This is a genomic window from Salmonella sp. 2020_1459, assembly GCF_043847915.1.
Classification (GTDB): Bacteria; Pseudomonadota; Gammaproteobacteria; order Enterobacterales; family Enterobacteriaceae; genus Salmonella; species Salmonella enterica.
The window spans coordinates 392815-405753 of the sequence record NZ_JBCMFA010000004.1; the positions used below are offsets into that span (position 1 = coordinate 392815).

The 12939-nt window shown below is 54.3% G+C and carries 14 protein-coding genes, 1 pseudogene and 1 other annotated feature; of the genes and pseudogenes, 4 read left to right on the forward strand and 11 right to left on the reverse strand.

The window, feature by feature from the left end:
* Nucleotides 1–202 precede the first annotated feature (202 nt).
* A complete protein-coding gene (emrD, locus tag ACH0VJ_RS13695; protein ID WP_000828736.1) occupies nt 203–1387 on the forward strand; it encodes a multidrug efflux MFS transporter EmrD in 1185 nt (394 codons plus the stop codon).
* Here the strand turns inward: emrD and ACH0VJ_RS13700 are convergent.
* Entirely contained in the window at nt 1314–2399 is a 1086-nt protein-coding gene (locus tag ACH0VJ_RS13700) for a cellulase family glycosylhydrolase (protein ID WP_000238934.1), read from the reverse strand. The two genes, emrD and ACH0VJ_RS13700, sit on opposite strands and share 74 nt — an antisense overlap.
* A gap of 63 nt (nt 2400–2462) precedes the next feature.
* Complete coding sequence (gene dsdC / locus ACH0VJ_RS13705) at nt 2463–3386, reverse strand: DNA-binding transcriptional regulator DsdC (RefSeq protein WP_001522218.1); 924 nt, start codon at nt 3384–3386, stop codon at nt 2463–2465.
* Between the two features lie 225 nt (nt 3387–3611).
* On the opposite strand from dsdC, the gene dsdX reads away from it, so the two are divergent.
* Nucleotides 3612–4949, forward strand: a complete 1338-nt coding sequence (dsdX, locus tag ACH0VJ_RS13710; protein ID WP_000543317.1) for a D-serine transporter DsdX — start codon at nt 3612–3614, stop codon at nt 4947–4949.
* A gap of 17 nt (nt 4950–4966) precedes the next feature.
* A complete protein-coding gene (gene dsdA / locus ACH0VJ_RS13715; RefSeq protein WP_000427994.1) occupies nt 4967–6289 on the forward strand; it encodes a D-serine ammonia-lyase in 1323 nt (440 codons plus the stop codon).
* Between the two features lie 81 nt (nt 6290–6370).
* On the opposite strand, the gene ACH0VJ_RS13720 is transcribed toward dsdA, so the two are convergent.
* The 7 genes from ACH0VJ_RS13720 to ibpA form a co-directional block, all read right to left on the reverse strand.
* Nucleotides 6371–6901 (reverse strand): radical SAM protein, encoded by a 531-nt coding sequence (locus ACH0VJ_RS13720; protein WP_000147833.1) that lies wholly within the window; start codon nt 6899–6901, stop codon nt 6371–6373.
* Nucleotides 6898–7260 carry a DUF202 domain-containing protein gene (locus tag ACH0VJ_RS13725; RefSeq protein WP_001113452.1) on the reverse strand — a complete coding sequence of 121 codons (363 nt, stop codon included), beginning with the start codon at nt 7258–7260 and terminating at the stop codon, nt 6898–6900. Before ACH0VJ_RS13725 ends, ACH0VJ_RS13720 begins: the two co-directional genes overlap by 4 nt.
* Complete coding sequence (locus ACH0VJ_RS13730; RefSeq protein ID WP_000703963.1) at nt 7250–7597, reverse strand: YidH family protein; 348 nt, start codon at nt 7595–7597, stop codon at nt 7250–7252. The genes ACH0VJ_RS13725 and ACH0VJ_RS13730 overlap by 11 nt, the downstream gene beginning before the upstream one ends.
* 119 nt (nt 7598–7716) lie before the next feature.
* The gene (locus tag ACH0VJ_RS13735) at nt 7717–8034 is read right to left on the reverse strand and encodes a hypothetical protein (RefSeq protein ID WP_162264917.1); all 318 of its coding nucleotides are present in this window, start codon (nt 8032–8034) and stop codon (nt 7717–7719) included.
* A 6-nt stretch (nt 8035–8040) separates the two neighbouring features.
* On the reverse strand, nt 8041–9702 hold the full coding sequence (locus tag ACH0VJ_RS13740; protein ID WP_001279793.1) for a putative transporter: 1662 nt from the start codon (nt 9700–9702) through the stop codon (nt 8041–8043).
* A gap of 188 nt (nt 9703–9890) precedes the next feature.
* Entirely contained in the window at nt 9891–10319 is a 429-nt protein-coding gene (ibpB, locus tag ACH0VJ_RS13745; protein ID WP_001246919.1) for a small heat shock chaperone IbpB, read from the reverse strand.
* Between the two features lie 109 nt (nt 10320–10428).
* Entirely contained in the window at nt 10429–10842 is a 414-nt protein-coding gene (ibpA, locus tag ACH0VJ_RS13750) for a small heat shock chaperone IbpA (protein WP_001532742.1), read from the reverse strand.
* Nucleotides 10836–10909, reverse strand: a sequence feature (ROSE (Repression Of Heat Shock gene Expression) occurs in the 5'-region of heat shock genes and acts as an RNA thermometer to modulate expression.). (Overlaps the previous gene by 7 nt.)
* 242 nt (nt 10910–11151) lie before the next feature.
* On the opposite strand from ibpA, the gene ACH0VJ_RS13755 reads away from it, so the two are divergent.
* Entirely contained in the window at nt 11152–11484 is a 333-nt protein-coding gene (locus ACH0VJ_RS13755; protein ID WP_023196736.1) for a YceK/YidQ family lipoprotein, read from the forward strand.
* Between the two features lies 1 nt (nt 11485).
* Here the strand turns inward: ACH0VJ_RS13755 and ACH0VJ_RS13760 are convergent, their stop codons facing one another.
* Both ACH0VJ_RS13760 and ACH0VJ_RS13765 read right to left on the reverse strand, forming a co-directional pair.
* The gene (locus tag ACH0VJ_RS13760) at nt 11486–12712 is read right to left on the reverse strand and encodes a DUF3748 domain-containing protein (protein WP_000809946.1); all 1227 of its coding nucleotides are present in this window, start codon (nt 12710–12712) and stop codon (nt 11486–11488) included.
* 121 nt (nt 12713–12833) lie between these two features.
* Nucleotides 12834–12939 (reverse strand): annotated as a pseudogene (locus tag ACH0VJ_RS13765) (hypothetical protein); the annotation flags it as partial.

The following is a 12939-nucleotide window of genomic DNA, read 5'->3' on the forward strand; positions in this document are numbered from 1 at the left end:
TTGCCCAATAACAGCTGCAGACGTAACACATTCTCGGCAACATTTGTTGCCGCTTTTGTTTACATATCCTGCCGTTCCTTCGTCTGCCATTGCTGGTTGCTGTCTGGCCTTCTTTTTCTGGTGTGATAGATTCCTCTCGCATTTATGGGAATGCACAGCAAGTTATTCTTATTTTTTCTTTTTTTGAAAAGTAATCAGCGAAATGAAAAGGCAGAGAAACGTCAATTTGTTGTTGATGTTGGTGTTACTGGTGGCCGTAGGGCAGATGGCGCAAACCATTTATATTCCCGCCATCGCCGATATGGCACAAGCGCTAAACGTCCGGGAAGGCGCCGTCCAGAGCGTAATGGCTGCTTACCTCCTGACCTACGGCGTCTCGCAACTGTTTTACGGCCCGCTTTCCGACCGGGTTGGGCGCCGCCCCGTAATCCTCGTCGGCATGTCTATTTTTATGGTAGCGACCCTGTTCGCCATGACCACGCATAGTTTGACGGTGTTGATTGCCGCCAGCGCCATGCAAGGGATGGGAACCGGCGTTGGCGGAGTAATGGCGAGAACGCTCCCGCGCGATCTGTATGAAGGAACGCAACTTCGTCACGCCAATAGCCTGTTAAATATGGGGATTCTGGTCAGCCCGCTGTTAGCGCCGCTGATTGGCGGTCTGCTGGATACCCTATGGAACTGGCGCGCGTGTTACGCTTTCCTGCTGGTGCTTTGCGCTGGCGTCACCTTCAGCATGGCGCGCTGGATGCCGGAAACCCGCCCCGCCGGCGCGCCGCGTACGCGGCTGATCGCCAGCTATAAAACGCTGTTTGGCAACGGCGCATTTAACTGTTACCTGCTGATGCTAATCGGCGGGCTGGCTGGCATTGCGGTCTTTGAAGCCTGTTCCGGCGTGCTGATGGGAGCAGTATTAGGTCTCAGCAGTATGGTGGTAAGCATTCTGTTTATTCTGCCGATTCCGGCGGCGTTCTTCGGCGCCTGGTTTGCCGGACGCCCGAATAAACGCTTCTCAGCCCTGATGTGGCAGTCAGTTATTTGCTGTCTGCTGGCAGGCCTTATGATGTGGATTCCCGGCTGGTTTGGCGTGATGAACGTCTGGACACTACTCATCCCCGCTGCGCTGTTTTTCTTCGGCGCCGGGATGTTATTTCCACTGGCCACCAGCGGCGCGATGGAGCCGTTTCCGTTCCTCGCAGGCACCGCTGGCGCGCTGGTCGGCGGGCTGCAAAATATTGGTTCCGGCGTACTGGCGTGGCTTTCGGCAATGCTGCCGCAAACCGGTCAGGGCAGTCTGGGATTGCTGATGACCCTTATGGGATTACTGATCCTGGCGTGCTGGCTGCCGCTGGCGTCACGGATATCGCATCAGGGGCAGACGGTTTAACATTCCCCTCGCCCGGCTTTTTGCCGGGCGTTTCACATTCCGGCGCGATCATCGCATTGAGCAGGGGCTCCTGCGCCGGACGCCACGCTCCTTCTTCGCCGTCATAAAACTGTGTGTCCGCGTTTATCGCATACGGAATATGCGCTTTTTTCAGCTCGCAGGCCATAAAACGGGCAAACGCGAACTGTGAAGCGACCGGCGTCATTTTTATCGACTCTCCCGGCGCCCATCCGCCCACCCAGCTTGCATGGCCGGTCTTATGCTGCCAGCGAACCGCAGCGTTAATCCGTGCCCGAATCGCCGCTTTTTCCGCCGCCGTGCCTGACGTCCACGGATATTTACCGCCGCTTTTCGGGGGTCCCCACGGGAAGATGTGCCACTCCGCCAGTACATAGTTCTGGCTTTGCGCCGGCAGTTTAAGCGCCGACAAATCCTCCGGCGCGGCGCGCATGCGGGGGGCAACGAAAATCATCCGCTGTGGGTCAATGGCGTGAATCAGGCGGATGGTTTTGTCATATACGCGATTCAGCGACGCCATATTATGATTAAGTTTGTCGGCAGACTCATAAATGAGATCGAACCCCAGAAGCGGGGATGTCTGACCAAAATAGCGCGCGACCACGCTCCACCAGTTGATCAGCTCCTTTTCATGGCTGGCGCTGGGATCGGTTTTATACGCATCCGCCTGATAGGCAATAATGGGTATGACGCCATAGTATTCGCAGGCCTCTACCAGCTTACGCAAATGGATGAGGCGCGCTTCCGTCGGCGCGCCTGCCACACGAATACGGACATGCGTTAACCCTTTTGCCTTAAAATCCCGCACGACCAGCGGATCAAACTCGCGGATACCCCGTTCCGTTCGCGCCCAGTCAACATCCATCCCAACGCCAAGCTGCTGCGCATAGCGCGCCGCCGTCAAAGGCATCGGTTTCGCATAGACGACCGCGCTGGTCAGCATGAGAGAGGCAATAAGCGGTTTAAACACGACGCCCCCTAAAATTTTTACCACGGTGATAGCACGTATTTAGCATATTCACTCCCGGCAGGTGTAGCGACAAAGCGTAATAAATCTTCACACCTGTTCCTGCAACCAGCGAATAAATGCCTCGATTTTCGGCCACTGCCTGCCAGGCAGAGTGGTGACATAATAATGCTGATGACATTTCAGCCTCATGTCACCAAAAGGCGCAATCAGTTCACCGCTGTCGAGACGCTTTTGCACCAGCCGTTTACGCCCCATCGCCACGCCAATGTGGTTCATCGCGGCAATCACCGCTAAATCAGAACGATCGAAGCCAATGCCGGATGAATCCGGCAAATTTACCGCAAAATGCTGCGCCCAACTGTGCCACTCATCGGTGCCAGAATCGTTACTCCACGCCTGTCTGTCGTGTAAGAGCGTACAGTGCCGCAGGTTATTCAGGTTGTCCTGCAAGGCGAAACGATGGGCGTAATCCGGGCTGCAAACGGGCAAAATCGCCTCATCCATTAAAAAATGGTGCGTGAGCTGCGCCGACGGCGCATCGTCAAAATAGATAGCCAGGTCAATGCCGGCACGCTGTAGGTTAACGTTATCGTTGCCGGTCAGCATAGTGAGAGAAATTGACGGATAGCGACGGGTAAAGTCCCCCAGCGCGGGCACCAGCCAGCACTGGGCGATAGAGGGACGGGAATACACGGTCAGCGTGCCGGACAGTTCCTGATTTTTGATATCGAGGATTTCCTGATTCAACGTATCCAGCGACGATTTCAGCGCCCAGAATACCCGTTTGCCTTCATGGGTAAGCTCCACCTTACGGTGAGAGCGGACAAATAGCTGGATTCCCAACTCGGCTTCCAGTTGATTGATACGATGGCTTACCGCACTTGGGCTTAACGACAGCTCATCTGCCGCCAGAGCAAAGGACTGGTGTCTGGCCGCGACTTCAAAAGTATAGAGTTTGGATAACTGCCAACCGTTGAGTAAGCGGTTTCGGGTATCGCGAAGGGGTTCCATGGCAACCTCAGTCATCTTTTAATTTCCCGAAGTGTAAAAAAACACGCTGAAAAAATCCGCACATAGATGAAGCAAAATGAACCATATCGCAAAATAAAGGCAATATTAGATGGAAATCACATAGTTGATTCAATTTACATCATGTGAATGGCAAATTATATCGTTTGTCAGGAGGTGCTGTTTTTCTGTCCAATAAGAACAGATTAATCACAGGGTAGGTGAGATATGCACGCTCAAATCTGGGTAGTGAGCACGCTGCTGATCAGCATCGTGTTAATCGTATTGACCATCGTGAAGTTTAAATTCCACCCCTTCCTGGCGTTACTGCTCGCCAGTTTCTTTGTCGGCGCGATGATGGGCATGGGGCCGCTGGAGATGGTCACGGCGATAGAAAACGGAATAGGCGGTACGCTCGGTTTTCTGGCCGCCGTTATCGGTCTTGGCACCATCCTCGGCAAAATGATGGAGGTTTCCGGCGCGGCGGAACGCATCGGGCTTACGCTCCAGCGCTGCCGCTGGCTCTCTGCTGACGTGATCATGGTACTGGTGGGGCTGATTTGCGGTATCACGTTGTTCGTGGAAGTGGGCGTCGTGTTGCTCATCCCACTGGCGTTTTCTATCGCTAAAAAGACCCATACCTCGCTGCTGAAGCTGGCCATTCCGCTGTGTACCGCGCTGATGGCCGTCCATTGCGTGGTACCGCCGCATCCGGCTGCGCTGTTTGTCGCAAATAAACTGGGGGCGGATATCGGCTCGGTGATTGTCTACGGTCTACTGGTCGGGCTGATGGCCTCATTGGTCGGCGGCCCGCTGTTCTTAAAGTTTCTGGGTAATCGTCTGCCGTTCAAGCCCGTACCGACAGAGTTTGCGGATCTTGAAGTGCGCGCCGAAAACACCCTGCCATCGCTGGGCGCAACGCTGTTTACCGTTCTGCTGCCGATTGGCCTGATGCTGGTGAAAACCGTCGCTGAACTGAATATGGCGAAAGACGGCACGTTGTATACGCTGCTGGAGTTTATCGGTAATCCGATCACCGCAATGTTTATCGCTGTCTTTGTGGCGTATTACATACTCGGTCTGCGCCAGCATATGGGTATGAGCGCGCTACTTACCCACACCGAAAACGGCTTTGGCGCCATTGCGAACATCCTGCTGATTATCGGCGCGGGCGGCGCGTTCAACGCCATTCTCAAAAGTAGCGGGCTGGCGGACACGCTGGCGGTGATCCTCTCAAATATGCATATGCACCCGATTCTGCTGGCGTGGCTGGTAGCGCTGATTCTGCACGCGGCGGTCGGCTCTGCGACGGTGGCGATGATGGGCGCCACCGCGATTGTTGCGCCCATGCTGCCGCTCTATCCTGACGTCAGCCCGGAGATCATCGCTATTGCCATCGGTTCCGGCGCCATTGGCTGCACGATCGTGACCGATTCCCTGTTCTGGCTGGTCAAGCAGTATTGCGGCGCTACGCTGAATGAAACGTTTAAATACTATACGACGGCCACGTTTATCGCATCTGTCGTTGCACTGGCTGGCACATTCCTGCTTTCCTTTATCATCTGATCGTAAAGAGACGTACTATGGAAAACATACAAAAGCTCATCGCCCGGTATCCTTTGGTCGAGGATCTGGTCGCCCTCAAAGAAACCACCTGGTTTAACCCGGGCGCCACCTCTCTTGCACAAGGTCTACCGTATGTCGGCCTGACGGAGCAGGACGTAAACGCCGCCCATGACCGTCTGGCGCGCTTTGCGCCGTATCTGGCGAAAGCGTTTCCGCAAACCGCTGCCGCTGGCGGCATGATCGAATCTGACGTGGTCGCTATTCCGGCCATGCAAAAGCGGCTGGAAAAAGAGTATGGGCAAACGATCGACGGTGAAGTGCTGTTAAAAAAAGACAGTCACCTGGCAATCTCTGGTTCCATTAAAGCGCGCGGCGGCATCTACGAGGTGCTAACGCACGCGGAAAAACTGGCGCTGGAGGCGGGTCTGTTAACCACCGACGATGACTATAGCGTGTTGCTTTCGCCGGAATTTAAACAATTCTTCAGCCAGTACAGTATCGCCGTCGGTTCAACCGGCAATCTGGGGCTATCGATCGGTATCATGAGCGCCTGCATCGGTTTTAAAGTGACGGTACATATGTCTGCCGACGCCCGCGCCTGGAAAAAAGCGAAGCTGCGTAGCCACGGCGTGACGGTCGTAGAATACGAAGATGATTACGGCGTGGCGGTTGAGCAGGGCCGAAAAGCAGCGCAATCCGATCCAAACTGTTTCTTTATCGACGATGAAAACTCTCGCACGCTATTTCTGGGCTATGCGGTAGCGGGTCAGCGTCTGAAAGCGCAATTCGCGCAACAGGGACGCGTCGTTGACGCCAGTCACCCACTGTTTGTTTATCTGCCGTGCGGCGTTGGCGGCGGCCCTGGCGGCGTCGCCTTTGGCCTGAAACTAGCGTTTGGCGACAACGTCCACTGTTTCTTTGCCGAACCGACCCATTCACCCTGCATGTTACTCGGCGTTTATACCGGTCTGCACGATGCCATCTCAGTACAAGATATCGGTATTGATAACCTGACGGCGGCTGACGGCCTGGCGGTAGGTCGCGCTTCGGGCTTTGTTGGTCGGGCAATGGAGCGTCTGCTTGACGGCCTCTATACCTTAGACGATCAAACAATGTATGACATGCTGGGCTGGCTGGCGCAGGAGGAAGGAATTCGACTGGAGCCATCAGCTCTGGCGGGGATGGCCGGGCCACAGCGCATTTGCGCCGCCACCGCGTATCAGCAAAGGCATGGATTCAGTCAGACGCAGCTCGGCAACGCGACGCATCTGGTATGGGCAACCGGGGGCGGCATGGTGCCGGAGGATGAAATGGAACAATACCTGGCGAAAGGACGCTAATACTCGCTCAGTGCCGGAAAGACGGCTGCGCCATCCGGCACGCCATCGCCTGATGGCGCTACGCTTATCAGGCCTGTAACGTTAACGCAGCATCGCCATCAACTCCTCAGGCGAGCGATGCTGTTTCAGTAAATCCCGCATCACCCGCATATGCGGCGAGGAGTAGTTAAAAAAGGTCTGGTAGCCCTCGCAAAGCTGATTTTTCCCCTGGCTATCCCGATGCTCAGGGCATCCGCCGCCGCAAAATCGTAATAAAGAGCACTTCTGACATTCAGCGCTTAGCGGCGCCTTGTCCGGCGTTTTAGCACCATTCCTGCCGCCGCACCACTGCTGTAGCGTCTCATCAAAAAGGCGGACCGAGATACGCTGAATATCTTCACGTACCCAAATATCAAATACGCTATTTAAAAACCGCCCCCAGTCTGCTGAACACAATGAATCCTCGGTCAACATTCCGTTCCGGTCATGTTCCAACAATGGGATAAAATGGACATTGCGAATGCCGAGCCGTTGTAAGTTACGGTACAGTTGCTGAGGTCGCTGGCTATTCTGGCGATTTACGACGACCTGAATCTGGTCATCACTCACGACAATGTCCTGACGTCCTGTCATATAAAATTCCCGATAAATGCAATAAGTTGGCGAATATGGGTAACAGCAAACAGGATTGCGAGCGACAACACCGCGAGGGAGATCAAAAATTTGTCACGCATGACATGAGTTTCGGAAAAATCGCTATGCGCGACATCCATTAAATTACGACTCAGGGTATAACGCCAAAGAATCACCGCCACTATCGCCAGAACGCTGATTGACACCCAGAACAGGAATCCCGCCTGATGCCAGTGGTGCCTGACGGCTAACGCCATTAACGCCCCGTATCCCAGCAGCGTGCGAAACCAGGCCAGCGACGTACGTTCCGGTTGCAGCCCCGGATCGTTCTGCCGACGGGCTTTACGACTATCCGGCATACAGTACCAGCCCCATCACTATCACCGCGACAATCATCAAAATAATGCTGATGATCAACAGGCTATGGGTATAGGGCAAATCCTCTTTCAGACGCATCGCTTTTTCATTACGTAACCAGCGTAGATAGCCATAAATCGCCAGGCCGCCCGCAAACAGACACAACAGTAGCGCCAGCAGTTCACGGATCACCGGCGTGGCAAAATCCGGGGCGAGCTGATCAAGACCGACGCCTGCCGCCAGAAATCCCAGCGAGGTGCGAATCCACGCCAGAAAGGTGCGCTCATTTGCCAGTGAGAAGCGATAATCCGGCGCTTCTCCGAGGCGGGAAATCTTCATGACGACTCCTTTTACGTTCTTATGTATTCCCGTTCGTTTTCAGAATACCACTCACGTTGTTGCTGATATGCTTCACATTATCCCGCAGCAAGGGAATCTTATTGCAAAATAACTGTAGTTCACTGGTGATGCGTTTTGGCGCAACCACGCTCATTGCCGCTATTTTTCATTTCAGTTGCGACCTTTTTCAACGCCACCGCCAGGAAAGGCATTATTGCCGAATTAAAAGCTGAAAAACCACCCGTCGCGACGAAAAAAAAGGCGAAGAAGATTGATAACCAACTGAAATAAAATGGAATTATGCTCGTTGCCATTACGCTGATTAGCGCGTTCATTGAGGAAAGAGATAAGAAGAAGAGCAGAAGTGTGGCCGGTGCGGCGCGCGTTATCCAGCCTGGATTTAACACAGTGCGTAGGCCGGATAAGCAACGCGCCATCAGGCGCTAACCCATTCCCCAAAAAATCACCGCCAGCAGTTGTGGCGTGATAATACGCAGGAACATCACTAACGGATAGACGGTCGCGTAAGAGAGCGCCGCCGCGCCGCTGGTGGCATGAAGATTGTTGGCAAATGCCAGCGCTGGCGGATCGGTCATCGAACCGGCCAGCATCCCGCACAGCGTCAGATAGTTCATTTTGGCAAAAATCCGCGCCAGCAAACCGACGGTAATCAGCGGAATAGCGGTGATGAAAATACCGTAGCCAATCCAGCTTAATCCTTCGCCCTGCGTCAGCGTATCGACAAAATCGCCGCCGGATTTCAGCCCAACGACCGCCAGAAACAAAACGATGCCTAACTCACGCAGCGCGAGGTTGGCGCTCGGCGGCATAAACCAGTACAGCTTACCGATGCTGCCGATACGCCCCAAAATTAGCGCCATGATCAGCGGCCCGCCAGCCAGCCCCAGTTTTAACGCGACCGGGAATCCCGGCACAAACAACGGGATTGACCCAAGCAGAACCCCTAATCCGATGCCGATAAACACCGGCAGCATCTGCACCTGCTGGAGTTTTTGCTGCGCGTTGCCGACCACATTGGCTACCGCATCAATCGAGGCAGGACGCCCCACCAGATTGAGAATGTCACCAAACTGCAGGCTGGCGTCGCTGCTGGCGACCAGCTCAACGCCCGCGCGGTTAAGACGGGAGATAACCACGTCATAACGCTCTTTAAAGTGCAAATCGCGGATACGTTTGCCGAGCACTTTTTCGTTGGTGACGACCACACGCTCGACGCGTAAATCCGTGCCACGCGTCGACAACGAGGTGTCCACTTCCTTGCCGATCACCAGTTGCGCGTTATGCAGGTCGGTAGATTGGCCGACGAGGTGCAGCAGGTCGCCTGCCTGGATAATCGTCCCCGGCGACGGCACCATCAGCGTGTCGTCGCGTTTCAGGCGTGAGCAAATGATTTTATCGCTGTTCAGGATCGGCACATCCTGAATAGCCATATTATTGAGGTTCGGATTCTCGACACGGATATTCATTGTTTGAATTAATGAATGACCGTTAGCGAGAGAGGATTCGTGCTTCTGCGCTTCCGCCTCGACGTTAACGCGAAAAATCAGCCGCATCAGCCACATGGTGAGCAAAATACCGCAGATGCCAAACGGATACGCCATCGCATAGCTCATCCCCATCTGATCCACCAGATCCACTGGCGTTCCCAGATCGCGCAGGATTTGCTGACCCGCCCCTAACGCAGGCGTATTGGTGACTGCGCCGGAGAAAATCCCCAGCACCACCGGCAGCGGAATAGCGAAAATTTTATGCAGAATCGCGGTGACCAACCCGCCCATAATCACAATCAGAACAGCAAACAGATTGAGACGCAGCCCGGAAACGCGCAGCGAGGCGAAAAACCCCGGCCCCACCTGTATGCCGATGGTATAAACAAAAAGGATCAGGCCGAATTCCTGGATAAAGTGCAGCATATCGCCGCTCAGCGTCACCCCAGCCTGATCGACGAAGTGGCCGACGATAATACCGCCGAACAGAACGCCGCCAATACCAAAGCCGACACCGCGCACTTTAATGTTGCCGATCCATAAACCGACAACCGCCACCAACGCCAGAACGCTGACCGTCAATGCGATATCACTCATCTTTTCTTCCCTGTGAGTAACATTTCAATTTATAGGGATTATGACTGAACCGTTAAGGCATATATACAGCATGGCGCACATTCTCATGTTACAAAACCGCCCAGACGTCCTGACTTCGGCAGCGTCTTACCCTTTTTCGTGGCACAAAAAAGCCCCGCCATCTCTGGCGGGGCAAGGCAAGGAGCTTATTAGCTATTTAATGCGGAGCGTTCGTTAATGGCGATACGCTGCGGCGCAATGGTTTCCGGCTCGTTACGGGTTAAATCAATATGCAGCAGGCCGTTGGTAAACGTCGCGCCGGAAACTTCCATATTCTCAGCCAGCGTAAAGCTCAGGCTAAAAGGCTGCATGACCAGGCCCTGATGTAACCATTTGGGCTCGTTTTCCGGCTGTTCCGGCGTACCTTTCACCGTCAGGCGCGTGCCTTCCAGTTGAATATCCAGATCTTCCTGACGGAAACCGGCTAACGCTAAGGTAATGCGATAATGGTTATCGTCGCTTTTTTCGATGTTATAGGGCGGGAAGCTCTGGCTTTCGCCGCTGTTTTGCAGCGCATTGGCCAGCTTGTCAAAACCGATCCATTGACGCAGCAGTGGGGATAAATCGTAGTTACGCATAATCATTTCTCCTTCTAAGAAGCGAGTTTTTACCTTCACACTTTACGTGCGAATATGCTCCCTGACGGCGAGCATGGGATGACAGGCCGCGCAACGCGACCCGACGGAATCAGTTAATTTCGATACGGCGCGGTTTGTTCGCTTCCGGAATCACGCGCTCCAGTTCGATATACAGCAGCCCGTTGACCAGGTTTGCGCCGCGAACGTGAATATTCTCCGCTAACTGGAACTTACGTTCAAAGTTACGCTCGGCAATGCCCTGATACAGGTAAGTACGTTCTTTCTGCTCGTCCGCATGAGCGCCTTTTACCACCAGTAAATTATCCTGGGCAGTAATCTCCAGTTCGCTTTCCGCGAAACCGGCAACGGCAATGGCGATGCGGTAGTGGTTTTCGTCTACCAGCTCAACGTTGTACGGAGGGTAGCCGCCATTACTTTGGCTTTGGTTATTTTCAAGCAGGTTAAACAGACGGTCAAAACCAATGGCAGAACGGTACAGCGGGGATAAATCAAAGTTACGCATAATCATAAACTCCTGAAATCAGCGAGAATGTCAGACCTTCCATCATGGACAGGCCAGGATTGCCAGAACACCCATCAGGCGTGCCCTTCTATTCACTACGTCTTATAAATGGGTCTGAATACGTACTTTTCAAGTATTTTAATCCGACTTTTTTTTGCAGTTTATTGGCTATTGCATAGACTGGTTGGGACAGCACTGATTGTTAAAGTGCGATTACCGCCACAGTGCCACGTACTGGTGATGTTATTTTTAGCAACGGATCGCTATAACTCATCATGCAAATAACGACAACCAACAGATGAATGAGTGATGATAAAAAACGTGTGGTTAACGCTGATAATATGGAGTGGGATGCTTTTATTAGGCGGTTGTTCAAGCGTCATGTCGCACACCGGCGGTAAAGAGGGTACTTATCCTGGCACGCGCGCCAGCGCTACGATGATCGGTAACGATGAGACAAACTGGGGCACCAAATCGTTGGCCATCCTGGATATGCCATTTACCGCCGTGATGGATACGATCCTTCTGCCGTGGGACATCTTCCGCAAAGACAGTTCGGTAAGATCGCGCGTAGAGAAAAGCGAGGAGGAGACGAAAATGACCAATGCCGTCATCCCCCCGGCGAAGATGCCTCCTCCCTGATTTATCGCCCGGTTTCCGTCACCCATAGCTGACGGAACCCTTTCACCTCTTCCATCCATGCGACGTGTCGCCCATCCGGTGAAAAAACGACGGCATCCGCAGACGGCGGGTTGTCGTGCCTGGCGGTTAAGAAGTCGATCCTCCCACTTTGTGCGTCGCAGCAGGCAATCCGATTTTCCAGCACCAGTCCCAGCCATTTACCCGACGGATGCCAGTTAAACGCTGACTGTACGCCGGTCGCATGATGCGTTAACTGCCGGGGCTCGCCTCCCTGCGGCGATATCAGCCACAGTTGCGCTACGCCGTTATCGTCCCGCATCAAAAAGGCGATCGCCGTCGCCTGCGGATTACTGCGGACCCAGTGGCGTGGTTCGTTAGTGAGCCCAGGGTAAACACGCTGGTGAGTAAAGGTAAGACGCCGCTGAACTACGCCCAACGGCGGCGATGGCATTGTTGATTCGGTTCCCGTCAGCGGCGTGTCGCCTGCCTGTTTCCAGCCGTTTTCATGACACGGTAAATCGACAATAAACAGCTCCGGGACTTTTTGGCCCGTCAGCGACAGCGTATCGCCAATAAAGGCGATCTGGCTGTTGCCCACCCAGCCCTCTTCATAGGCGCGGTTAATGTCATCGCTGCCAGGTCTCGGCGCAGGCGTCGTGCGGCTAACCAGTACGCACCAGTAGCTACCGCTGTATTCGCGCGGATGCTGAACCGGCACCGTAACCGGCCCATACGGCACGGCCACGCCGACATTACGCAGATCCAGCGCCGGATCTCGCTCATGCAGAACGTGGTCATTATAGGTAAAACTCACCAGCTCGCCGTTCGGGCTAAACACATGGACGTGGCTGCCGCCGCGCAGCGCGCCGGGAGTATACGGCGCAGTAATATCCATCGCATCGAGGTTAGTCACGCCCCCCGGCGTTGCAATAACGCCCCGGCGGTGGTGAAAATCGTAATGCCACGTCTCATCAGGGTTTTCAGGGCCATGAATAAACACATAGTGATTGTCGGCAGGATGCACCGTCACCACACCGACATGCGCGCCCTGCACGGCGCGATAAATCACCTCCACGTCGCCGGTATGCACATTGACACGCTCAATAGTCTTGCCCGTAAATGACGCGCCTGAAGGCCGCACATCAAAGACCAGCCACTGGCTGTCAGGTGTCCAGGTATTGGTGTTGGTAAGCTGGTGATGGCGCGGCGTAAAGGTGATTTGTTTCATGGGATGTCCTGATAAGAGACGATGCTCGTCATCATACTGCACACGGGCTTCACTTTCAGGCTTTAGCGTATCGTTGGGATAGCCAGGCCCGATGGCGCCACGCCACCGGGCCGTCAGGGTCTTATTTCTCCTGCGCCAGCCGGATACTGCGCTCTATCACCGCCCGCCGGGTATCGTCTGCCGGCAACAGTTTCAGCATCATCTCCCAGGCCGCCACCGCCTCGCCA

Bases quoted from the DNA above. Each gene is read 5' to 3' on its own strand.
- ACH0VJ_RS13720 (WP_000147833.1), bottom strand. From the start codon at position 6,901: ATGACAGGACGTCAGGACATTGTCGTGAGTGATGACCAGATTCAGGTC.
- ibpA (WP_001532742.1), bottom strand. From the start codon at position 10,842: ATGCGTAACTTTGATTTATCCCCGCTGTACCGTTCTGCCATTGGTTTT.
- ACH0VJ_RS13730 (WP_000703963.1), bottom strand. From the start codon at position 7,597: ATGAAGATTTCCCGCCTCGGAGAAGCGCCGGATTATCGCTTCTCACTG.
- ibpB (WP_001246919.1), bottom strand. From the start codon at position 10,319: ATGCGTAACTACGATTTATCCCCACTGCTGCGTCAATGGATCGGTTTT.
- emrD (WP_000828736.1), top strand. From the start codon at position 203: ATGAAAAGGCAGAGAAACGTCAATTTGTTGTTGATGTTGGTGTTACTG.
- ACH0VJ_RS13735 (WP_162264917.1), bottom strand. From the start codon at position 8,034: ATGGCGCGTTGCTTATCCGGCCTACGCACTGTGTTAAATCCAGGCTGG.
- dsdC (WP_001522218.1), bottom strand. From the start codon at position 3,386: ATGGAACCCCTTCGCGATACCCGAAACCGCTTACTCAACGGTTGGCAG.
- ACH0VJ_RS13760 (WP_000809946.1), bottom strand. From the start codon at position 12,712: ATGAAACAAATCACCTTTACGCCGCGCCATCACCAGCTTACCAACACC.
- ACH0VJ_RS13755 (WP_023196736.1), top strand. From the start codon at position 11,152: ATGATAAAAAACGTGTGGTTAACGCTGATAATATGGAGTGGGATGCTT.
- dsdX (WP_000543317.1), top strand. From the start codon at position 3,612: ATGCACGCTCAAATCTGGGTAGTGAGCACGCTGCTGATCAGCATCGTG.
- ACH0VJ_RS13740 (WP_001279793.1), bottom strand. From the start codon at position 9,702: ATGAGTGATATCGCATTGACGGTCAGCGTTCTGGCGTTGGTGGCGGTT.
- ACH0VJ_RS13725 (WP_001113452.1), bottom strand. From the start codon at position 7,260: ATGCCGGATAGTCGTAAAGCCCGTCGGCAGAACGATCCGGGGCTGCAA.
- dsdA (WP_000427994.1), top strand. From the start codon at position 4,967: ATGGAAAACATACAAAAGCTCATCGCCCGGTATCCTTTGGTCGAGGAT.